The following is a 21,061-nucleotide window of genomic DNA, read 5'->3' as shown; positions in this document are numbered from 1 at the left end:
CCCTCGCCACAAGCAAGCTCCCTCGCCACGGGTTTTGTGTTTGCCCTGACATTGAGCTCAGTGCTGGGGACTTTACTCGATCAAAGGCACTTTCGCCGCTCGTTTGTAAGGACCGTACTCCACAGGCACCCATTGGAAATGCTTGCCCTCGGCGGCGATGTGGCCAATGCCCGGGAACGGCAAGTGCGCGGCGGTGACCCAGGTCTTGCTGGTCGCGGCATCGGTGAAGACCTGGTTGCGGCTCTTGATCGCTTGCTGACCGTTGACGTCAAAACCGATCGACACCTCAGGGTGCAAGAACTGCACCGCCAGGTTATGCACCAGATCGCCCATGAACAGAATGCTCTGCCCTTGGGAGGTGAAACGGTACGTGGTGCTGCCCGGCGTGTGCCCGGCTTCCAATGTGGCCTCGACACCCGGCACCGGCGATTGGCCGGCATCGAAGGTTTTGAAGCGACCCGCCGCGACGTAAGGCGCGGTGGAGTCCTGAGCGATTTTGAAGTACGGCTTGGCGCCTTCGGGTGCTTTGGCGAGGGCTTGCGGGTCAAGCCAATAAGCGGCTTCGGCCTTGGCGGCGTAGACCGTAGCGTTGGCGAACACCGGTTTTTGCTCGGCATCGACCAGACCGCAGACGTGGTCCAGATGCAGGTGAGTCAGCAGGATGGTGTCGACCTGCTCCGGCGAATAACCCGCCGCTTTCATGTTGTCCGAGAGCATGCCGGCGGTGGCGCCGATGCACTGCCCTGCCCCGGTGTCCACCAGGATCAATTGCTTGCCGGTGTTGATCAGAAAGGCATTGAACGCGGTTTGCACACCCGGGGTTTCAATCGAACGACGGGCCAATAGCGCGCGGATCTGACTCTGGGTCAGGCCCTTGAGCAGTTTCGGCGACAGGTCGTTGTAACCGTCAAACAACGCGGTAACTTCGTAATCACCCACCGCCAATCGGTAGTAACCAGGCACTTGGGTGCCGACCTGCGCCGGTGCCGCCGCGAGGGAAATACCGGAGGCCAGCGCAACCGCGAGGCCCAGTGTGCAAACCAGAGAATGCTTCATGCGTTCACCTTTGATGTCCTGAGGAAAGCGGCCCGCCAAGGATCGCCATACGTATCCCATGTTGCACCGTCCAGCCCCTGCCCGATTGCAGCGATGTGCTGAGTTAGCGCGGTTTCTTCGCCCGGACCGAGCGCGGAATTAACAACGTTTAACTCGCCTGCCAGACCCTCGCGTCCAAGAATGAAGCCTTCTGCGCAGACCTGTTTTCTTCAAAAGGGAAGGTGCTGACCCACCGTGCAGTGCGCCCGCGCATTCCCACCGACACGGATATTTGTCATGGCCCATGTTCAGCACTACGCCGTCAGGGCGTCCGCCACGCCGGCCCCTAAAACCGCCACCGGCGGCCTTGCCCCCTGGCGCGAAGCCTTGGTCAAGCAACTGATTCTCGAAGGCCTGAGCGACACCCTGGAAGTGACCGAACTGGCCCGGGCCTGCGCCCTGTCGCGCAGTCATTTTTCCCGAGCATTCAAATGCAGCACCGGGTCGTCACCGCAGGACTGGATTCGCTGCCAGCGCATCGCCAAAGCCAAGCAATTGATCCGCGATACCGACCTGACCCTGACGCAGATTAGTCTGGAATGCGGTTTTTGCGATCAGGCGCATTTCTGCCACATCTTCACCCGCAGCGAAGGGATTACCCCGTTTGCGTGGCGGTGCAGAGTTGTGCGCTCAATCCCATGCGGGAATGGGTTGGCAATCCCAGTCATCTGAACAACACAATCCCCTGTGGGAGCGAGCTTGCTCGCGATGGCGGAGTATCAGTCAACATCAATGCTGACTGATCAACCGCTATCGCGAGCAGGCTCGCTCCCACAGGTTTTTCGGTGTTAATCAGCCCTTCAAAAATGCCAACAGATCTTCGTTGAGCTGATCCTTATGCGTATCCGTCAGGCCATGCGGCGCGCCCGGATACACCTTCAACGTCGAGCCCTTGACCAACCGCGCCGAAGCAATCCCCGCCGCTTCAATCGGCACCACCTGATCCGCATCGCCATGCACCACCAATGTCGGCACGTCGAATTTCTTCAGGTCTTCGGTGAAGTCGGTTTCCGAGAAGGCCTTGATGCAGTCATAGGCGTTCTTGTGGCCCGAGGTCATGCCTTGCAGCCAGAACCAGTCGATCATGCCTTGCGAAGGCTTGGCATCCGGTTTGTTAAAGCCAAAGAACGGGCCGGCGGCGAGGTCTTTGTAGAGTTGCGAACGGTCCACCAGCGAGGCCTGGCGAATCCCGTCAAACACTTCGATTGGCAAGCCACCCGGATTGGCTTCGGTCTTGAGCATCAGCGGCGGCACCGAGGAAATCAGCCCGGCCTTGGCAACGCGAGCGGTACCGTGGCGACCGATGTACCGCGCCACTTCGCCGCCACCGGTGGAGAAGCCAAACAGCACGGCATCTTTCAGGTCCAGCAACTCGATCAGTTGCGCGAGGTCATCGGCGTAGGTGTCCATGTCGTTGCCCGACCACGGCTGGCTGGAGCGGCCATGACCACGACGGTCGTGGGCAATGACGCGGTAGCCCTTGGAGGCAAGGAAAATCATCTGCGATTCCCAGCTGTCGGCGTTCAGCGGCCAGCCGTGGCTGAAGATGATCGGCTGACCGGTGCCCCAGTCCTTGTAGTAAATCTCTGTGCCGTCGCGGGTAGTGAATGTGCTCATGTGGCGTGCTCCTTTTGGGGGGGATGTTTCAAATCGGGGTGTGATGCAGGCGTTCGGCCAGACGCGCCACCCGCTCGCCCAGAAGCGCGGCGGTGCAACGGTCCTCGGGCGGTGGCGCATCGTCGGGGGATTGCTCGACATTCGACTGGGCCATGGCCCCGAGGGAGCTGCCGAGGCGATTGAGTTGCCCATCGAACAGGCCGGTGCCGCTGCGTGCCGGTAACACGTCGAGGCCGACCCAGATCATCGAATGCTGGGCCGCGAACACGGCCATTTGCAGCAAGGTGTTGAGTTTGTCGCCGCACAGGCAGCCGGAGTTGGTGAACCCGGCGGCGAGTTTGTCGCGCCAAGGCTGGGCGAGGTAAAACGCCGCCGTGGCTTCCATAAATCCTTTGAAGGCTGCCGAGGCGCTGCCCATATAAGTCGGGGCGCCGAAGATGATCGCGTCGGCCCGGTGCAAGTACTCCCACTGGGTCTCGACGTCCTCCACCGCAATCAGCCGACAGGTGCTGCCCAAGTGTCGTTCCACGCCCATCGCCACGGCTTCGGCCATGACTCGGGTGTGCCCGTATCCACTGTGATAGACCACCACCACATCGCTCATTCCGGCATCCTCCAGAGGTGTCCATTCCTTTGCAGCGCGAAGACACCGGTCTTCGTTGGACTTGAAGCTCCAGAGTTTTGGGCGTAGACCAGAGTCTCGACGAGTTAAACGTTGTTAATTTTCAAAACCGCGTCCAGCGCCCCGCCGTGCTTTTTGTCACACTCGAGCGCAATAAATACGCAGCAACGACCCCCACCGCGAACGCGACAGTCGCAGTGAACACCTGGCAGTCAGTCGAGACGTCATTGCGTTGATCGACAATCCTTAGGAATATGCTCGGAAACCGCGATCTAGACGGATGCAAGCAGGAGTGACCCGTTGACCCTTTCCCCCGAACAGGCCGTACTTTTCGGCCCTTACCGGATCTATCCCGGACAACGTCTGATCCTCGAAGGCGACCAGCCTTTGCGCCTGGGCCGGCGCGCCATGGACATTCTGTTGATCCTGCTGGAGCACGCCGGGAATGTGGTCAGCAAGCAGCAATTGATCGCCGGGGTGTGGCCGAAAAGCGTCGTCGAAGACATCAATTTGCGGGTGCACATGGCGGCACTGCGCAAGGCGCTCGGCGACGGTCAGGCCGGCCAGCGTTTCATCGTCACCGTGGCGCAGCGCGGCTACAGTTTTGTCGCGCCGTTTTCCCTGGAGGCCGCCGGGCCACATCCTGACAATGGGGTGCCCGAACCGCGTCGGCATAACTTGCCGGTACGCCGCACACGCATGATCGGGCGCCAGCATTTGGTCGACAGCGTGGTGACGCAACTCGCCCGCCAACGTTTCATCACCCTGGTCGGGCCCGGCGGCATCGGCAAGACCACCGTGGCCTTGCGGGTGGCCGAGCAGTTGATCGGACACTACCGCGACGGCATTCGCCTGTTGGACCTGGCACCGATCAACGACCCGGGGATGATTACCGCGCACCTGACGACGCTGCTGGACCTGGCCCTGCACGACGACGAGCCGATGAGCGGTTTGGCGGCGTACCTGCGCGAACGGCAGATGCTGCTGGTGATCGACAATTGCGAACACTTGCTCGACGCGATCGCGCTGCTGTGTGAAAGCATCCTGCGCGGCGCGCCACAGGTGCATATCCTGGCCACCAGTCGCGAGAGCCTGCGGGCCGAAGGCGAATACGTGCAACGCCTGGAATCTCTCGACTGCCCGCCACCCATCGCCGTGCTCGACCGCGCCCAGGCCCTGAGTTTTTCCGCGCTGCAATTGTTCGTCGAGCGCGCGATGGCCAGCCACGACAGCTTCGAACTGAGCGATGCAGAGTTGCCGCTGGCGATTGATATCTGCCAGCGCCTGGACGGTATTCCGCTGGCCATCGAACTGGCAGCGGCGCAAGTCGCCGACCTCGGCATCAGTGGATTGCACACGCAACTGCAAGGCAGTTTTCGCCTGCTGACCCAGGGCAGCCAAACGACCTTGGGCCGCCATCAAACCCTGCGCGCGACACTCGACTGGAGCTTCGAACTGCTCAGCGCCTGCGAGCAAACCTGCCTGCGCCGGTTGGGGATATTCCGCGACAGTTTCACCCTGGAATCGGCAGCGGCGGTGATCGTCGGCACGTACATCGAGCCCAGCGAGGTGTTCGCCTCGATCACGCAACTGGTGGCCAAATCTTTACTGAACGTGGAAGTCGGTGACGACGAGGTGTTCTATCGGCTGCTGGACACCACTCGTAGCTATGCCCTGGAAAAACTGCATCTGGCGGGCGAACTGTCGGACACCCGACAACGGCATGCCGAGCGCTGCCTGGCCTTGATGCACCAGGCCCAGAACGATTGGGAACAAACTCCCACGCACCTGTGGATCGAGCGATACGCCCGCGGTCTGGAGGACATTCGCGTCGCCCTCGAATGGGGTTTGAATGCCAGTGGCCCGCAGGACCTGGCGATTCGCTTGACCGCCAGTTCCACACCGTTGTGGCAGGAGCTGTCGCTGCTCAAGGAGCACGGGCTCTATGTGCGCCGCGCCCTGGCGTTGCTGGCGGCCAGCCCCGCGCCCTGCCCTCGCCTGACAATGGCCCTCAAGCTGGCCCTCGGCAGTTCCTGCTACCACGCCCAGGGTGGCAGCGCCGAAACTGTCGACGCATTTGTCAGCGCCCGAACCCTGGCCGAACACTGCGACGATGTCGCCGGTCAGTTGCGCGCGGTGTCCGGGCACATGGCGGTCAATCTCTGTAGCGGCAACTATCAAATGGCCCTGGAGCAAACCCGGCAATTCGACCGATTGGGCCTGCACGGCGACGCGGTGCTGGCGCTGAGCGCTCATCGTTTGCGCGTCCTGGCCCTGCACTTTTGCGGGAATCAGCAACAGGCGCGGGTGGATGCCGAGCAGGTCATCCAGCGCATGGCCCAGAGCGGGCACCTCAACCGCTTCACCCACGGCTTCGGCGTGCAGTACGACCAGAGCGTCGCGTCACTGACGATTCTGGCGCGCATCCTCTGGCTGCAAGGCCTTCCGGAACAAGCCTGGCGCACCGCTCGCCAGGCGCTGGACATCGCGATCCAGATCAACCACGGCACGTCCATCTGCTACACCCTGGCACTGTCCGGTTGCCTGATCGCCCAGTACAACGGCGACCTCGCCACTGCCCGCGATCTGGTGCGACTGTTGCTGGAGCAAGCGCAGAAGCATTCGGTGCTGCTGTTCTACAACTGGGCGCGGCAATACGCGCGGGTGATCGATGGTGTCGAGGGACCTGCTCAGCCGAGTGTCGGGCTGGTGAAAGAGATTATGGTGACGCTGGACGGCAGTTTTGTGGATGAGGGATTGTTGGAGCGCGCTGAAAGTGGTGCGGCGGGATGGAGTGCGGCGGAGATTTTTCGGGCTCGGGGGGAGGCGTTGGTGGCGGAGGAGAATCTGCTGGATGAGGGTTGTTTGGACGGACGTCTTCGCGAGCAGGTCGAATCGTCGCACCGTCGCTCCCACAGGGGTGAGGCGGTGTTGCTTAAAGCGCTGGGGGTGGCGCGCGAGCAAGGGGCGTTGGCCTGGGAGTTGCGCAGTGCGACTTCACTGGCGCGGCTTTGGCAGGGTCAGGGGCATTTTCAACAAGCTTATGAGTTGCTGGCGCCGATTTACGGGCGGTTCACTGAGGGCTTTGCCACGCCGGACCTGACGAAAGTCCGGCGTTTACTCGACGAACTCAGCGGCCAATGGCACGCCTGAGAACCAGCGCGCCCGACTCGTGTACTGCGCATGACTGCGTTCAAGTGCATGCAGGTGGCCGCTGTTTTCGAGTTTCTCCAGGGCATAGGTGCGCGTGGTGTTGAGGAAGCGATAACGGGGCGTGACGTTGGCCTGTTCGACCGACAGCAGCGATTTGCGCACCAGGCGTTCCACGATGGCCAGCAGGTGCATGGGCGGCAGCACGGCGCTACTGATCACGCCAATCGCCGCATCGAGCGTGAAACCCATTTTGAACACCGCCAAATGCTGCAAGACCATTTGCTCCAGCGGGCTCAGGCGTTCGTAGCTCCAGTCCAGCGCGGCTTTCAGGGTCTGGTGGCGCGGCACGGCGGTGCGACGGCCCTGGGTCAGCAGTTGCAAGCAGTTGTCCAGTTGCGCTTGCAGCCCCACCAGCGCCAATGCATCGATCTGCGCCGCCGCCAATTCGATGGCCAGGGGCAGACCGTCGACCCTGCGGCAGATGTCGCGCACGGCGTTGAGGTCTTGTTCGCGCAGGGTGAAACCTTGCTGGCGTGCGCGGGCGCGGCTGACGAACAGTTGCACCGCCGAGTAGCTCATGGTTTCGGCCACGCTGTACAACGCCGAGGCCGGCGGCACCGCCAGGGGTGGCAGGCGCAGTACGGTTTCGTCCCGGGCCAGCAGCGGTTCGCGGCTGGTGGCCAGGATCGACAAACGTGGTGCCATGGCCAACAAATCGTCAACCAAGGTGCGACAGCGTTCGAGCAGGTGCTCGCAGTTGTCGAGCACCAGCAACGCATGCCGTGAGGTCAGGCCCGTGTCGAATGGCAGGGTGTGGGTCAGGTAATCGGCCACTTGCGCCGAATCGTCGAGGCTCGCCAGGTCAATCAACCAGACGCCGTCGCGGTAGTGCTGCAGCAGCAATTCGGCCACGCGCAACGCTACGGTGGTCTTGCCGATGCCGGCCGGGCCGGTCAGGGTCATGAATCGCCGCACCGGCAACTGGCGCACGATGCTGCCAACGAGTGAGTCGCGACCGATGACCGGCGTGAGTCGCGCAGGCAGGTTGTGCTGGGGCGCGTGCACGCTGTCGATGAACACCGGCGTCGCTTCCAGCGTGCGCTGCACCGGGTCGATAAAGCTGTAGCCGCGCTGTGGGATATTGACGATATAGCGCGCGCCGTTCTGGCCATCGCCAAGTGCCCGACGCAGAGCGGCGATGTGCACGCGCAGGTTGATCTCTTCGACCACCGACGTCGGCCAGACCCGGGCGATCAATTCGTCCTTGCTGACCACATCGCCGGCGCGCTCAAGCAGCACCTGCAAAATATCCAGCGCCCGGCCCCCCATGCGCAGCGGCCGATCACCTTCAAGGATCAGGCGTTGGCTGGGGTGAAACGCGTAGGGGCCGAACCGCAGCACCGCATCGCTGGTTAAATCTCTGAGGCTGTTCATGCACGTTCACGCGCTGAAACCTGGCCGGGCTCAAGGTTGAAACATCCGTTGCGCCGTCTATCCAGGTCCCCGCACCTCCATTGCAAAACATTCACAGCTATCTTGGCAGGCATCCGTGACCGTACAACGTCCGCGCGGTGAGCAGTACGGACATCACGGTGCGCAAAACGGACAAAGTGTCCTAGCTGAACTGTTCGCGGTACTGCGCGGGGGTCAGGCCGAGTTTTTCACTGAACAGAAAGCGCATGTGCCGCACGCTGCCGAAGCCGCTTTTGTAGGCCACGGTCTTGAGCGGTGCGTCGCAGGTTTCCAGCAGATTGCGAGCGTGGTCGATGCGCGCACTTTGCAGGAATTCCATCGGCGTCATGTTCACCTCCCGCGCAAACAGACGCGCGAAGTGCCGCGAGCTCATGTTCGCCAGGCTCGCCATGCGTTCGATGCTGAAGGCTTCATCGAGGTGTTCCAGCACGTAGTTCTGCACACGCGTGATCGGCGTTTCCTGGGGCGCGACCGTCGCCATCAATGGACTGAATTGCGCCTGCCCGCCCTGGCGTTTCATCACCACCAGCAGCACTTTGGCCACGTCCTGCGCGACTTTCTTGCCATGGTCCTGAGCGACAATCGCCAAGGCCAGATCGATGCCGGCGGTGACCCCGCCGGAGGTGATGAGTTGGCGATCCTCGACGTAGATCTGATCGGTCTCGACCATCGCCTTGGGAAAACCTTTGATCAGCCGTTCGGTGTAATGCCAGTGCGTGGTCACGCGATAACCGTCGAGCAACCCGGCATGCCCGAGCACGAACGCGCCGGTGCAGATCGAGCCATAACGTCCGGCACGGGGCACGGCGCCGCGCAGCCAGTCCAGCAAGGGTTGCGGTTTGTCGTTATAGGCGCCGGGGCCGCCGGGGATCAGTAATAGGTCGTAGGGCTCGCTGGCCTGATCGATATGCAGGTCGGCCTGGACGCCAACGCCGTTGGAGGCGCGCAACGGACCGTGCTCGGTACCGATCATCGACAACACATAGTGGTCGGCCGGCTTGAGGTAACGGTTGGCGATGGAAAACACCTCCATCGGCCCGGCCATGTCGAGCAGGAGAAAGTTGGGGAACAGCACCATTGCCACGGTTTTCATGGGGGTGGATATCACTGAGATTATAAAAAATGAACACCGAATCCCTGTAGGAGCGAAGCTTGCTCGCGAAAGCGGCCTTACAGTCAACATTTTAGGTGAATGTGAGAATGCCTTCGCGAGCAAGCTTCGCTCCTACAAGGGTTGCGTGCGGACCATTATGGCCAAGTACAGCGAAGGTGTCGGATAAGAATGCGTGATCGCCTGCACAAACTGTCAACCTGAGAGGGACAGTATTTCAATTTTCATCTACTTATTGCATCGATCGGTAAACATTAACCTTCTCCTCACTCGGACGAATTCACGTCCTGACAGGAGATTTCATCATGCTGACCCTTCGCAAAGCCTCGGATCGCGGCGCCGCCAATCACGGTTGGTTGAAGTCGTTCCACACCTTTTCCTTCGCCAACTATCGCAACCCGAAAGAACAGGGTTTTTCCGACCTGTTGGTGATCAACGATGACCGCGTGGCGGCCGGCAAAGGCTTTGGCCAGCACCCGCACCGGGACATGGAGATTTTCTCCTATGTGCTCGAAGGCGCTCTGGAACACAAGGACACCCTGGGCACCGGCTCGGTGATCCGCCCCGGCGATGTGCAACTGATGAGCGCCGGCAGCGGCGTGGCACACAGCGAGTACAACCACTCGGCCACCCGTGGCGTGCACTTCCTGCAAATCTGGATCGTGCCGGAAGTCAGCGGCGCCAAACCGCATTATCAGCAAGAGCACTTCAGCACTCAGAAAAAACGCGGTCGCCTGCAGTTGATCATCTCCCCGAACGGGGCCAACGGTTCGCTCTCGGTACGCCAGGATGCGCGGGTGTACGCCGGGCTGTTCGACGGCAAGGAAAGCGCCACTCTTGAACTCGCGGCCAACCGTTACGCCTATGTGCATGTGGCTCGTGGCAGTGTTGAACTGAACGGCGTGCAGTTGCAGGAAGGCGATGGTGTGCGGGTTCGTGAAGAACAGGTGCTGACGTTGAGCAATGGTGTGGATTCGGAGGTGCTGGTGTTTGACTTGCGGCCGCAGGAATTGCCGGAAATGCCATAACAGCAACAAGCCCCCGTAGCAGCTGTCGAGCCCCGGCGAGGCTGCGTTCGGCGGCGAAGCCGTCGTAAAATCAGCCATCGCGGTGTTTCAGGTACACCGAGGTAGCCGGATTGACGACGGCTTCGCCGCCGAACGCAGCCTCGCTGGGGCTCGACAGCTGCTACAGGGCTACGGGCTATGGGCTACTCGCCTGTACCCGAAAACCCCGCCACAATCTCATCAATCACCGCCCTCACCCGCGCCGTGTGCCGCAAATCGGCGTGGGTCACCAGCCATACGTCATACGGCGCCGGTCGCGTGCGTTCCGGCCACAACCGGACCAGCCCATCCCGCTCGCCCATGTACACCGGAATCTCGCCCACCCCGATCCCCGCCGCAATGGATCGACGCACCAGCAAACCGGAGCCCAGGCTCGACACAATCCGCCCACGTGTCAGCGGTTCCGAGACCAGCGTCATCTCCTTGTTGCCCGCCAGATACGGCTGGTACACCACCAAATCATGCCCTTCAAACGCCGAGCCCGGCTCGGGCACGCCGTGGGCGTCCACATAACCCTGGGAAGCGAACAACCCCACCGGCCAGCGCGCAATGCGCCGGGCGATCAGGTCCGGGTTGTCCGGCCGCGCATTGCGCACCGCGATGTCGGCTTCGCGCTTGGCCAGGCTGATCATTTGCGTAGAGGCGTCGAGTTGCACCTGCACATCCGGGTGTTTGTCGTGCAATCGGGCAATCGCCGGGATCAGAAAATCGATGGCCAGGGAATCCGTGGTGCTGACCCGCACCGTGCCGGTCAGCCGATCATCCAGGCCCTGGATCTGTCGTTGCAGGTCCAGCGCCGACACCTCCATTTTCTCCACGGCCTGCAACGCCGCTTCGCCCACCGCCGTCAGCGCATAGCCTTCGGAAGTACGCAGGAACAGCGTCGCGCTCAAGGACTTCTCCAGCGCCGTGACCCGCCGCCCGACCGTGGCCTGATCGACCCCCAGCACCCGCGCCGCACCGCGCAACGTCGATTCGCGGCACACCGCCAGAAACACCCGTGCGTCATCCCAATTCATACCGCGCCCCTACGATGCATATATGCATCACTGTAGCGCGAAATCGCTGCAATACTGCATCAATCATTCTCAGTAGTCTGGAGGCCAGAGATAACCTCACAGGACTGCTCTCATGCACAGCACATCGACCCCCTCACCCAGCGCCATTTGGCTGCCAATCTTCGCTGGCCTCTGCGCCAGCCTGGTCAGCATCGGCCTGGCGCGTTTTGCTTATACGCCGTTGATTCCTTCGTTGATCCAGGCGCAATGGTTTTCCGCCAGCGACGTGGTGTACCTCGGCGCCGCCAATCTGGTGGGTTACCTGATTGGCGCGCTGATCGGTCATCCGCTGGCCCGACGGGTGGGCAACAGCACTGCCCTGCGCCTGATGATGCTGGCGGTGACGCTGTCGTTTTTCGCCTGTGGCTTCCCCTTGTCGGTGAGCTGGTTCTTCGGCTGGCGCTTGCTGTCAGGCGTGGCCGGTGGCGCGATCATGGTGCTGGTTGCCGCGACCGTGTTGCCGCATGTGCCAGTGTCCCGTCGAGGCCTGGCCAGCGGTGCGATTTTCCTTGGCATCGGCTTGGGCATTGCCGGCTCGGGGACGATTGTTCCGCCGCTGCTGAGTCTGGGTTTGCAGAACACCTGGTTCGGGCTCGGGGTGCTGGCGCTGGTATTGACCGCCGCGAGCTGGTTTGGCTGGCCGACCTCGACCCCGCAGCACGCTGCGCCGGCTCACAATGACAGCGTGAAATCGCCAACCCCGCCCGCCCTTTACCTGCTGTTCGCCCAATACGCTTTCATGGCAGCGGGCCTGGTGCCGGCGATGGTGTTCCTGGTGGATTTCGTTGCTCGTGGCCTCGGCGCCGGAGCGCATGTGGGTGCGCTGATCTGGGTCATGTATGGCCTGGGGGCGATTGTCGGGCCGGTGAGCTACGGTTTCCTGGCGGACAAACTCGGCGCACGGTTGAGCATTCGGATCGTGCTGGTGGTGCAGGCGATTGCCCTGGGTTTGCTGGCGGTTTCCAATTCGTTCCTGGCCCTGGCGTTGCTCGCCGTGATCCTCGGCTCGTTCCCGCCCGGCATCGTGCCGCTGGCCCTGGCCCGTGTGCATGAATTGGTGCCCAATCACCATCAGCAACAAATTGCCTGGAGCCGCGCCACGGTGTCGTTTGCCACCTTCCAGGCGCTGACCGGGTTTGCCTACTCGGCGATATTCAATGCCACTGGCGGGCATCACGCGCTGTTGTTTGTGATCGCGGCTGGGGCCATTGTTGTGGCATTGGTTTTGGAGTTGGCGATGCGTTTCTTGAATAAACCCCAATCCCCTGTGGGAGCGAGCCTGCTCGCGAAGGCGTCGGCACACCCGGCATCTTTGTGAATGACAGACTGCTTTCGCGAGCAGGCTCGCTCCCACACTGAATTATTCGATTGCTCAGGCGATCCCATTTACAGATCCCTTTCACCACAGGAACCCAAAAATGACCCTGCCGCAAACCATGACCCTGATCGAAATCACCGAACCCGGCGGCCCCGAGGTCTTGAAACCTCGCGATGTGCCCATGCCCACGGTCGCCGCCGGTGAAGTGCTGATCCGCGTGCACGCCGCCGGGGTCAATCGCCCGGACGTGCTCCAGCGCGCCGGCAAGTACCCGATGAAACCTGGCATGAGCCTGATCCCCGGCCTGGAAGTGGCCGGTGAAGTGGTGGCCATCGGCAAAGGCGTCAGTGAGTTTGTGCTGGGCGACAAGGTCTGCGCCCTGACCAACGGCGGCGGCTACGCGCAATATTGCGCTGCCCCGGCGAGCCAGACGCTGCCGATCCCCGACGGCATGGACTGGATTCAAGCCGCCGCGATCCCGGAAACCTTCTTCACGGTCTGGGCCAATCTGTTTGAAATGGGCGGCGCGAGCAAAGGCCAGCGCGCCTTGATTCACGGCGGCACCAGCGGCATCGGCACCACCGCGCTGATGCTCTGCCGCGAGTTCGGCGTCGAGGCATTCGCCACCGCTGGCAGCGAAGAAAAGTGCGACGCGATTCGCAAGCTCGGGGCCAAGGCGATCAACTACCGCGATCAGGATTTCGCCCAGGTCATCGCCGAGAAAACCGGCGGCAAAGGCGTCAACGTGATCCTCGACATCATGGGTGGCTCGTACTTCAACAACAACGTGGCCGCCCTGGCGATGGAAGGCCGGCTGGTGATGCTCGGCTTCCTCGGCGGCGCTCACGCCGACGGCGTCGACTTGCTGGCGATCATGGCCAAGCGCGCAATCATCACCGGCTCACTGCTGCGCTCGCGCACCCGGGAAGAGAAAGCCGCCATCGCTCAGGGCCTGTACGAATACGTCTGGCCGGTGCTGTCCGCTGGGCGTTGCCTGCCAATGATCGACAGGGTCTACCCGTTCACCGACGCCGCGCAGGCCCATGCGCGGATGGAAGCCGGCGATCACATCGGCAAGATCGTGTTGCAGATGGACTGACGTTCAACGTGTCTCCCCGGCCCGGTTTCTGACCTTCAGAACCCGGGCTTTTTATTGTGGAAAACTTGTACAACCTTTTCACACAAATAACCGTTCATCGCTCTAAACCGGCCACGCGACAAATAATTAGTTGTACACAGAACTTTTAATGTACAAGAAAAGTCGTAATACGAGACACTATATTGACATCACCCAGGCGTCCGCTCCAGGAGCAACACATGCATGATCATCATTCGGAAAAACTTCGCCTGGAAGCAGTACAAGCCCTGGAATGGCTGAAAACCGCAGAGTCGGAAAACTTCGACCGGATCTGCCGCCTGGCCGCCGCCTATTTCAAAGTCCCCACGGTCCTGATTTCGCTGGTGGAGAAAGATCGCCAGTGGTTCAAGGCGCGAATCGGTTTTGACCGGGACGAAACCCCTATCGACCAGTCGTTCTGCGCTTACGCCATTTGCGAAGCCGGGGTGCTCCACGTCCAGGACGCTTCACGCGACTTGCGTTTTTGCGCCAACCCGTTGGTGACTGCGCCCGACGGTATCCGTTTTTACGCCGGAGCCCCGCTGCGCACCCGGTCGGGACACGCCATCGGCAGCCTGTGCATCATCGACAAAGAACCCAAGCAGCTCAGCGATGACGAGCGCCTGGTGTTGCAGGATCTGGCCGAGATGGTGATGGCGCAGATCGAGCAACGGCAACTCACCGACTGCCATGACCCGGTCAGTGGCCTGCCCAATCAGCGGCGGTTTTTTGCCGACCTCCATGATTTGGGCCTGCAAGCCGGTACAGAACAACGGGTGCTGGTGCTGATCGATGCCCTCGACTCGCACCGACGCCATGAAATGGCGCTGGAGCTTGGGGCCGGTGCGCTGCAGTCGATCATGCTCGATATTGCCCTGCACCTGAAAAAAAGCCTGGTGGGTATCAGCTGTGCGTACCACGTCAATGATCGGCAGTTCTGCTTCATGTTGCCGGCCACGATGCCGGACTATGAGTTGTTCGTTCACCGACTGATCGACCGCTTGCGCTGCATGACGCAATCGGACAGCGCCCTGACCAGTCCTTCGCCGCGCGCCGGCATGGTGATCTTCGATCACGATGCGCAGTCCCACGCCGACCTGTTGCGCAAGGCCATGCACGCCGTGGAATCGGCTCGTCAGGCCAACACCTATTGGGGACTCTATGATGTCGCGCGGGACTGCGCCTGGCGTCGCGCGTTTGCGCTGGCCAGGGACGTCGACCGCGCGCTGACCACGGATCAGATGTACCTGATGTTCCAACCGCGTTTCAGCCTGCTGGACGGTCGTCGGATCAGCGCCGAAGCCTTGCTGCGCTGGAACCATCCGCAGTTGGGCGCAGTGTCCCCGGCAGAGTTCATTCCGGTGCTCGAACGCAATGGCTTGATCCAGCGGGTTACGCATTGGGTGATCGATCAAACGCTGAGCACGATGGCGCTTTGGGACGATATCGAATGCCGGGTTTCGATCAACCTGTCACCCAAGGATTTTGATGACCAGGACATCGGGGAAATTCTCAGGCTCGCCTGCAAGCGCTTCAACATCGAGCCGCATCGTCTGGAAATCGAAATCACCGAGGGCGAATGGATCCGGTCCAACCCGCATGTGATCCAGCAACTCAAGGGAATACGCGAGCTGGGCATGGATGTGGCGATCGATGATTTCGGCACCGGCTACAGCAACTTCGCCTACCTGCACGAAATCCCGGCCAACATAATCAAACTCGACAGGTCGATTGTGACGGACCTGCCCGGCAGCCTGCGCAACCAAATCATCGCCCGCTCCATTCTGCAACTGGCCAGGGACCTGGGTTACCGCACCGTCGCCGAGGGCATCGAGGATTTCCAGTGCCTGGCGCTGATTTCCCACTATGGTTGCCACGAAGCTCAGGGCTATTTTCTGTCCCGGCCCCTTACGCAGATGCAGTTCATGGCACAGGGACAAAAGAGCCGTTGCTTGCTGCCTGTCCAGCGTCTGGAGAATGCGCCGCTGGAGCAGCGGATCCCGGGAGCCCTGTGCCAATCCGTCGAACCCGCGGAGGCGCCGCAGTTGGCGTTACGCTGACTCAGTAGCCCTCGCCCGCCGCCAGTGCTCCACCGATGATCGCGATGCCCGAGCTGCTGCCCAGACGGGTCGCGCCGGCCTCGATCATCGCCACGGCGGTCGGGTAATCGCGCACGCCGCCCGAGGCTTTCACGCCGATGATCGGGCCCACGGTGCGGCGCATCAGGGCCACGTCTTCGACGGTGGCGCCGCTGCGGCTGAAACCGGTGGAGGTCTTGACGAACGCGACGTTCAGCTCGCGGCAGATCTCGCAGGCTTTGACTTTTTCCGCGTCAGTGAGCAGGCAGGTTTCCAGGATGACTTTCAACGGCACGTTGCCGCAGGCCTGTTTGACCTGGGCGATGTCGTCCTGAACCTCGGCGAATAAACCGTCCTTCAACCAGCCGATGTTCAACACCATGTCGATCTCGCCCGCGCCGGCGGCAATCGCCCGCTCGGCTTCGAAGGCCTTGGTGTCGCTCAGCCCAGCCCCCAACGGGAAGCCAACTACCGCGCAAACCTTGACGCTGTGCCCGATCAGGCACTGCGCTGCGTGGGGCACTTGCCCGGAATTCACGCACACCGAATAGAAGCCATGTTCCGCAGCTTCGCGGCACAGGGTGGCGATTTGTTCGCGGCTGGCGTCCGGCGCGAGCAAGGTGTGATCGATGTACTGCGCCAGTGCCTGGGGTGGGAGATGGGCCATCGCAAAAACTCCTGTTTGTATATTCAAATGCCCCTGCGCCACAATCGAGGATCATTTGCGCAAAAACGTTACAAAACTCACAATTAATGTTACTTAAATAACATCAACAATCAACCCCGGAATGCCTGTGGACAGTAAAAAAGCCGAGCGTCTCAAGCTGATTCAACAAGCCCTGCAAGACCAGAGCGCCATTCACCTGCGCGAAATGGCGGCATTGCTGGACGTGTCGGAGATGACCCTGCGCCGCGACCTGAGCAAGTACACCGACCATCTGCGCCTGCTCGGCGGCTACATCACCAAGATCCACGACGGCAATGAACCCGGCGATTACCGCGTGGCCGAACAGGACACCCGGCACGTCGAGGAGAAACGCCGCATCGGCAAACTCGCCGCGCGGTTTATCCAGCCCGGCGACACGGTGTTTTTCGACTGCGGCACCACCACGCCATTCGTGGTGGACTTCATCCCCGACGAGCTCGAATTCACCGCCGTGTGCAACTCCCTCAACGTGTTGCTCAAACTCTCGCAAAAACCCAATTGCCACATCGTGGTTTGCGGGGGCACGTTCCACCGCAAGAACCAGGTGTTCGAGAACACCACTGAATCCGGGATCCTCGATGGCGTGCGCCTGACCTGGGCCTTTGTGTCCGCCGCCGGGGTCAGCCAGGACTTCGGCGTGACCTGCTTCAACTTCAATGAAGTGGAGGTCAAGCAGAAGGTCCTGCGCCAGGCCCAACAACGGTTACTGCTGGCCGATCACAGCAAGTTCGACACCGTGCGCACCGCACATTTCGCCGCTCTTGAGGATTTCCAGTACGTGGTCAGCGACAAGAAAATCCCCAAGGCCTATCGCGACGCCATCGCCGCCAGCGGTGCCCAGTTGATTATCTGATCAAGGCCCGTTGCTCGGCCTTGTTCAGATAGCCGGTGGTGACCTTGAACGCCGCCGTCTCCCCCGCCGCCAATGCGCGCACGTGGCCCTTGGCGGACTCAGCGCGATAGCCTTCCGGCTCGCAGGTGGCGGGCAAGATAAACGCCGCCACTTGTTGATCGGCGTTGTGCAGGATCCAGCGCGCGGCGTGGTCGAATTGGTCGGGGCGATAGCGCGTGTAGAACGCCGCGCCGTCCGGATGACTCAGCAGGAAATGCGCATCGCCATTGGCATCGGCGTGCACGCCGTCGAAGAAAAACACAATCTCCGGGTCGTACAGCTCCGGGCGATCCAGGCACTGGAACTGTTCCGGCTCCAGCGCCAATTGCTCCATGTAGCGGCTCCAGGCCGGCGTCGGCTTGACGTGGGCCGGCACGCTGCTGCGCAACCGCACCCGTTCAAAGCCCAACGGTTCGACAAACCGCGCGCCCTCGACGTAGGCGTAATTCATGTGCGCCATGTACATCAGGTCCATGGGTTTGCCGGCCAGATTGGTCACGTGCATGGCGATATCGAACAGGCCTGAATCGGCGCGCAAAGTGACGCTCGGGCTGGCCAGATAACGGTCGCCAAAACCCTGGGCGTATTCGTACTCGCCGCCCAGGCGCAGGAACGGTCCTGCGCTGTCTTCACCGACGTCCAGCCACGCACGATCCATCGCCGCGCAGGGCATTTCGCCGTGCAACGGATGGTCGTCCTCGGGTGTCGGGCAACCGTTGCGCAACAGGCCGCTGTGGAACATGAAACAGCCGTAGGTGCCGATCACTGTCGGACTCGGTCGGGGTTGGCTGAACAGGTTGCTCATGGTCAGGTCGCAACCGTCGAACACCGCGTCCCAGATCATCTGGCCCTGATACGGCAGCACCACCAGTTTTCCACGGCTGTTGCTCATTTCCAGCGCCAGTACGCCGCTTGGATAAACGCTGGCGCTGACGCTGAATTGTTCGGACTCCAGCAACGTCTTCGGCGCTTCGCCAAACAGTGCCGGATAAAGATTGATCCGCGTGCTCATGAGGTCACCGCCGCACCTACCGGTGCCGTTTCGCTGGCGGAATGACGCAGGCAACGCACGGCGTAGGCCACGATCACGATGAAGCACAGCAACGGCACGCTATAGGCCAGTTGCATGTTGCCGCCGCTGTAATCGGACAGCAGGCCCTGGAAGATCGGAATCACCCCGCCACCGACGATGCTCATTACCAGCAGCGAACCGCCGACGCCGGTGTCTTCACCGAGGCCGTCGATGGTCAGGCCATAAATGGTCGGCCAGCATGGGCCGAGGAACACGCTGACACCGACCGCCGCATAGACTGCGGTGATGTTCGGCACGAGGATGGTGTAGGCCAGCAACACGATGCACAGCACGCCATACACCGCCAGAACCTTGGCCGGGTGCATTTTGCGCATCAGCACGTTGGCGATCATTTTGCCGATGAAATACGCGGCGAAGGTCGTCAGCAAAAACCACGACGCGCTGCGCTCGTTCATTCCGCCCAATTGCATGGCAAGGCGAATGGTGAAACTCCACACGCCGACTTGTGCGCCGACATACAGGAACTGCGCCAGCACACCGAAAGTGAACCGTTTGTTGCCCCACAACCGCGACAGGCTCTGACCGAGGCTGGCGGTTTTCTTGGTGGCGGTCTGCACGCCTTTGCACGCCGGAAACCGGGTGATGGCGATCAGGATGAACATCAGCACCAGCACCGCGATCATCCATTTGTACGGCAGCAAGGTGGACTGGATCATTTGCAGTTGCTGGACCGCCGCGTCCGAGGCGCTCATTTGCGTGAGCTGCTCGCGGGTGGCGTCGGTGTCCTTGAACATCACGAAGCTGCCGACGTAGACCCCGGCCATCGCACCGAACGGGTGGAAGGTCTGGGAAATGTTCAGGCGACGGGTGCCGGTTTCACGCGGTCCCATCAGCGTCGAATAGGTATTACACGCGGTTTCCAGGAACGACAGACCCGCCGCAATCACGAACAGCGCCAGCAGGAACATCCCGTACTTGGCGGTGGACGCCGCCGGGAAGAACAGCAGGCAACCGAACATGTAGAGCATCAGGCCGATGAGAATGGTGGTCTTGTAGCTGAATCGCCGCACCACCAACGCCGCCGGAATCGCCACGAAGAAGTAGCCGAGGTAAAACGCCGACTGCACGAACGCGGTCTGGAAATCGCTGAGCAGGAAGGCTTTCTTGAAATGCGCGATGAGCACGTCGTTCATGCTCGCGGCAGCCGCCCACAGCGCGAAGATGCTGCACAGCAAGATGAAGGCGAACCAGGGCGTGCGGTTCAGGTAGAAACCATCGGGCGTCTGTTGGAGCGGAGGCTTTGTCATTGTTGTTCTCCGGGTGAGCGTTAGGTGGTGAATCGGGTCGGCGTCAGGCGCCGAACTGGCGCTGGAATTCAGCGAATGCGGTAGCGTCCGGGTAGGAGGTCTGGGTGCCCAGACCGGTGACCGAACAGGCGGAATAGGCCACCGCTTCGATCATCGCGGCGCGGATATCGCGGTCGCGGCTCCAGCGCTGGATGAAGCAACCGATGAAGGCATCGCCCGCGCCGGTGGTGTCGCGGGCCGCGACTTGCAGGCCGGGAATCTGGAACTCACCCTCCTCACCGACGTACAGCGCACCTTTTTCACCGAGGGTCACGATCACGTGGCGAATGCCGCTGGCGACCAGGGTTTTCGCGGCTTTCAGCGCAGACTCAGGCGAGTCCACGGTCTGGCCGCTGATCAGCGCCAGTTCGGATTCGTTCGGTACCAGGAAATCCAGTTGTGCCAGGTGATCGCGGCTCAGGCCGGCCAAGGCTGGCGCCGGGTTGAGCAACACCGGGATGTTGTGTTCGCGGCCGAAGGCGATGGCGTGGTAGACGGTTTCGACATTGATTTCGAGTTGCAGCACGATCAGGGAACACTCGCGCAGGGCTGGCGCGGCAGCGTCGATATCCGCCGGGGCCAGGTGGGCGTTGGCGCCTTTGACGATCAGGATGCTGTTGTGGGAATCAGCCTGGACGAAGATCGGCGCCACCCCGCTGGATACGCCTTGCACACGCTGCACGTAGCGGGTGTCGATGCCGAAGCGCTGGAAATTCGCCAGGGTGTTGTCGGCAAACATGTCATCGCCGACCTTGGTCAGCATCAGCACATCCGCCCCGAGCTTGGCCGCGGCCACCGCCTGATTGGCGCCCTTGCCGCCGCAACCGAGGGCAAACCCCGGCGCTTCCAGCGTCTCGCCCTGGGCCGGCATGCGGTCGATGTAGGTGATCAGATCCACCATATTGCTGCCGATGACTGCGATCTTGCTCATTGCTATCCCACCTTGTGACGGCTTGCCGGACTGGAGTCGGCGTTGTTGTTTTGTTATTTAAATAACATTTGATGTGATTATTCAATCTTTTTTATTGGATTGGTGAACAGGCAAAGACGAGCGGCTTTGCGCAAATGCGGTGCAGGGCCAAGGCGAACGTGGATCCCCTGTGGGAGCGGGCTTGCTCGCGATAGCGGAGTGTCAGGCAACATCCATGCTGACTGTCCGGACGCCTTCGCGGGCAAGCCTCGCTCCTACAGGGGGACTGCGGCGAGCATTGATCGGGTGAACGACACCAATCCATTGTGGGAGCGAGCCTGCTCGCGAAAGCGGAGTGTCAGGCGACATCGATGCAGGATGTGCCGCCCTCTTCGCGAGCAGGCTCGCTCCCACAAGGGGAATGATCTTGCAACACTCACGACTGTCGAAATAATTCCCCTCCCC

Annotated in this window: 17 protein-coding genes; 7 read left to right on the top strand and 10 right to left on the bottom strand. The window is 61.4% G+C overall.

Annotated elements, in window-relative coordinates; translation table 11 throughout:
• Positions 1 to 72 precede the first annotated feature (72 nt).
• Entirely contained in the window at positions 73 to 1,056 is a 984-nt protein-coding gene (locus ACIOYV_RS14620; protein ID WP_054048927.1) for an MBL fold metallo-hydrolase, read from the bottom strand.
• A 276-nt stretch (positions 1,057 to 1,332) separates the two neighbouring features.
• Between ACIOYV_RS14620 and ACIOYV_RS14615 the strand changes: the two genes are divergently transcribed.
• Positions 1,333 to 1,767: a helix-turn-helix domain-containing protein gene (locus tag ACIOYV_RS14615; protein ID WP_401324557.1), complete on the top strand. Its 435-nt coding sequence runs from the start codon at positions 1,333 to 1,335 to the stop codon at positions 1,765 to 1,767.
• Between the two features lie 120 nt (positions 1,768 to 1,887).
• Here the strand turns inward: ACIOYV_RS14615 and ACIOYV_RS14610 are convergent, their stop codons facing one another.
• Together ACIOYV_RS14610 and ACIOYV_RS14605 are read right to left on the bottom strand one after the other, a co-directional pair.
• Positions 1,888 to 2,712, bottom strand: a complete 825-nt coding sequence (locus tag ACIOYV_RS14610) for an alpha/beta fold hydrolase (protein ID WP_401324555.1) — start codon at positions 2,710 to 2,712, stop codon at positions 1,888 to 1,890.
• 28 nt (positions 2,713 to 2,740) lie between these two features.
• Positions 2,741 to 3,316 (bottom strand): flavodoxin family protein, encoded by a 576-nt coding sequence (locus ACIOYV_RS14605; protein ID WP_290026944.1) that lies wholly within the window; start codon positions 3,314 to 3,316, stop codon positions 2,741 to 2,743.
• A 318-nt stretch (positions 3,317 to 3,634) separates the two neighbouring features.
• Here ACIOYV_RS14605 and ACIOYV_RS14600 point away from each other — a divergent pair, with 318 nt between their 5' ends.
• A complete protein-coding gene (locus ACIOYV_RS14600; RefSeq protein WP_401324553.1) occupies positions 3,635 to 6,487 on the top strand; it encodes an ATP-binding protein in 2,853 nt (950 codons plus the stop codon).
• On the opposite strand, the gene ACIOYV_RS14595 is transcribed toward ACIOYV_RS14600, so the two are convergent.
• Both ACIOYV_RS14595 and ACIOYV_RS14590 read right to left on the bottom strand, forming a co-directional pair.
• Entirely contained in the window at positions 6,452 to 7,921 is a 1,470-nt protein-coding gene (locus ACIOYV_RS14595) for an ATP-binding protein (RefSeq protein ID WP_401324551.1), read from the bottom strand. The genes ACIOYV_RS14600 and ACIOYV_RS14595 overlap by 36 nt on opposite strands.
• Before the next feature lie 181 nt (positions 7,922 to 8,102).
• Positions 8,103 to 9,053, bottom strand: coding sequence for a GlxA family transcriptional regulator (locus ACIOYV_RS14590; RefSeq protein ID WP_401324550.1), 951 nt, complete (start codon positions 9,051 to 9,053; stop codon positions 8,103 to 8,105).
• A gap of 323 nt (positions 9,054 to 9,376) precedes the next feature.
• Here ACIOYV_RS14590 and ACIOYV_RS14585 point away from each other — a divergent pair, with 323 nt between their 5' ends.
• Positions 9,377 to 10,099, top strand: coding sequence for a pirin family protein (locus tag ACIOYV_RS14585; RefSeq protein ID WP_401324549.1), 723 nt, complete (start codon positions 9,377 to 9,379; stop codon positions 10,097 to 10,099).
• Between the two features lie 182 nt (positions 10,100 to 10,281).
• Here ACIOYV_RS14585 and ACIOYV_RS14580 read toward each other — a convergent pair whose 3' ends face one another.
• Positions 10,282 to 11,157 carry a LysR family transcriptional regulator gene (locus ACIOYV_RS14580; protein WP_401324547.1) on the bottom strand — a complete coding sequence of 292 codons (876 nt, stop codon included), beginning with the start codon at positions 11,155 to 11,157 and terminating at the stop codon, positions 10,282 to 10,284.
• 112 nt (positions 11,158 to 11,269) lie between these two features.
• On the opposite strand from ACIOYV_RS14580, the gene ACIOYV_RS14575 reads away from it, so the two are divergent.
• From ACIOYV_RS14575 to ACIOYV_RS14565, 3 genes are all read left to right on the top strand, one after another.
• Entirely contained in the window at positions 11,270 to 12,514 is a 1,245-nt protein-coding gene (locus tag ACIOYV_RS14575) for a YbfB/YjiJ family MFS transporter (RefSeq protein WP_401324545.1), read from the top strand.
• A gap of 100 nt (positions 12,515 to 12,614) precedes the next feature.
• On the top strand, positions 12,615 to 13,613 hold the full coding sequence (locus tag ACIOYV_RS14570; RefSeq protein WP_401324543.1) for an NAD(P)H-quinone oxidoreductase: 999 nt from the start codon (positions 12,615 to 12,617) through the stop codon (positions 13,611 to 13,613).
• Positions 13,614 to 13,831: 218 nt separating this feature from the next.
• Positions 13,832 to 15,691 (top strand): EAL domain-containing protein, encoded by a 1,860-nt coding sequence (locus ACIOYV_RS14565; protein ID WP_401324541.1) that lies wholly within the window; start codon positions 13,832 to 13,834, stop codon positions 15,689 to 15,691.
• A gap of 1 nt (position 15,692) precedes the next feature.
• On the opposite strand, the gene deoC is transcribed toward ACIOYV_RS14565, so the two are convergent.
• The gene (deoC, locus tag ACIOYV_RS14560) at positions 15,693 to 16,376 is read right to left on the bottom strand and encodes a deoxyribose-phosphate aldolase (protein ID WP_401324540.1); all 684 of its coding nucleotides are present in this window, start codon (positions 16,374 to 16,376) and stop codon (positions 15,693 to 15,695) included.
• A gap of 121 nt (positions 16,377 to 16,497) precedes the next feature.
• On the opposite strand from deoC, the gene deoR reads away from it, so the two are divergent.
• Positions 16,498 to 17,268 (top strand): DNA-binding transcriptional repressor DeoR, encoded by a 771-nt coding sequence (gene deoR / locus ACIOYV_RS14555; RefSeq protein ID WP_177332721.1) that lies wholly within the window; start codon positions 16,498 to 16,500, stop codon positions 17,266 to 17,268.
• Here the strand turns inward: deoR and ACIOYV_RS14550 are convergent.
• Genes ACIOYV_RS14550 through rbsK form a run of 3 tightly spaced genes read right to left on the bottom strand, consistent with a single transcriptional unit; the run spans position 17,261 to position 20,617 of the window.
• Positions 17,261 to 18,319, bottom strand: coding sequence for an aldose 1-epimerase family protein (locus ACIOYV_RS14550; protein ID WP_401324538.1), 1,059 nt, complete (start codon positions 18,317 to 18,319; stop codon positions 17,261 to 17,263). The two genes, deoR and ACIOYV_RS14550, sit on opposite strands and share 8 nt — an antisense overlap.
• On the bottom strand, positions 18,316 to 19,647 hold the full coding sequence (fucP, locus tag ACIOYV_RS14545; protein ID WP_290026927.1) for an L-fucose:H+ symporter permease: 1,332 nt from the start codon (positions 19,645 to 19,647) through the stop codon (positions 18,316 to 18,318). The genes ACIOYV_RS14550 and fucP overlap by 4 nt, the downstream gene beginning before the upstream one ends.
• A 43-nt stretch (positions 19,648 to 19,690) precedes the next feature.
• Positions 19,691 to 20,617: a ribokinase gene (rbsK, locus tag ACIOYV_RS14540; RefSeq protein WP_401324536.1), complete on the bottom strand. Its 927-nt coding sequence runs from the start codon at positions 20,615 to 20,617 to the stop codon at positions 19,691 to 19,693.
• Between the last annotated feature and the right edge of the window lie 444 nt (positions 20,618 to 21,061).

Source organism: Pseudomonas sp. NPDC087342 (assembly GCF_044744265.1).
Lineage (GTDB): Bacteria > Pseudomonadota > Gammaproteobacteria > Pseudomonadales > Pseudomonadaceae > Aquipseudomonas > Aquipseudomonas nunensis.
The sequence above is the reverse complement of the archived record's forward strand: the minus strand, read 5'-3'. Positions and strand labels throughout refer to the sequence as shown.

Bases quoted from the DNA above. Each gene is read 5' to 3' on its own strand.
- ACIOYV_RS14565 (WP_401324541.1), top strand. From the start codon at position 13,832: ATGCATGATCATCATTCGGAAAAACTTCGCCTGGAAGCAGTACAAGCC.
- ACIOYV_RS14610 (WP_401324555.1), bottom strand. From the start codon at position 2,712: ATGAGCACATTCACTACCCGCGACGGCACAGAGATTTACTACAAGGAC.
- ACIOYV_RS14595 (WP_401324551.1), bottom strand. From the start codon at position 7,921: ATGAACAGCCTCAGAGATTTAACCAGCGATGCGGTGCTGCGGTTCGGC.
- ACIOYV_RS14550 (WP_401324538.1), bottom strand. From the start codon at position 18,319: ATGAGCACGCGGATCAATCTTTATCCGGCACTGTTTGGCGAAGCGCCG.
- ACIOYV_RS14620 (WP_054048927.1), bottom strand. From the start codon at position 1,056: ATGAAGCATTCTCTGGTTTGCACACTGGGCCTCGCGGTTGCGCTGGCC.
- deoC (WP_401324540.1), bottom strand. From the start codon at position 16,376: ATGGCCCATCTCCCACCCCAGGCACTGGCGCAGTACATCGATCACACC.
- ACIOYV_RS14575 (WP_401324545.1), top strand. From the start codon at position 11,270: ATGCACAGCACATCGACCCCCTCACCCAGCGCCATTTGGCTGCCAATC.
- ACIOYV_RS14615 (WP_401324557.1), top strand. From the start codon at position 1,333: ATGGCCCATGTTCAGCACTACGCCGTCAGGGCGTCCGCCACGCCGGCC.
- deoR (WP_177332721.1), top strand. From the start codon at position 16,498: ATGCCTGTGGACAGTAAAAAAGCCGAGCGTCTCAAGCTGATTCAACAA.
- ACIOYV_RS14605 (WP_290026944.1), bottom strand. From the start codon at position 3,316: ATGAGCGATGTGGTGGTGGTCTATCACAGTGGATACGGGCACACCCGA.
- ACIOYV_RS14590 (WP_401324550.1), bottom strand. From the start codon at position 9,053: ATGAAAACCGTGGCAATGGTGCTGTTCCCCAACTTTCTCCTGCTCGAC.
- ACIOYV_RS14585 (WP_401324549.1), top strand. From the start codon at position 9,377: ATGCTGACCCTTCGCAAAGCCTCGGATCGCGGCGCCGCCAATCACGGT.
- rbsK (WP_401324536.1), bottom strand. From the start codon at position 20,617: ATGAGCAAGATCGCAGTCATCGGCAGCAATATGGTGGATCTGATCACC.
- ACIOYV_RS14580 (WP_401324547.1), bottom strand. From the start codon at position 11,157: ATGAATTGGGATGACGCACGGGTGTTTCTGGCGGTGTGCCGCGAATCG.
- ACIOYV_RS14570 (WP_401324543.1), top strand. From the start codon at position 12,615: ATGACCCTGCCGCAAACCATGACCCTGATCGAAATCACCGAACCCGGC.
- fucP (WP_290026927.1), bottom strand. From the start codon at position 19,647: ATGACAAAGCCTCCGCTCCAACAGACGCCCGATGGTTTCTACCTGAAC.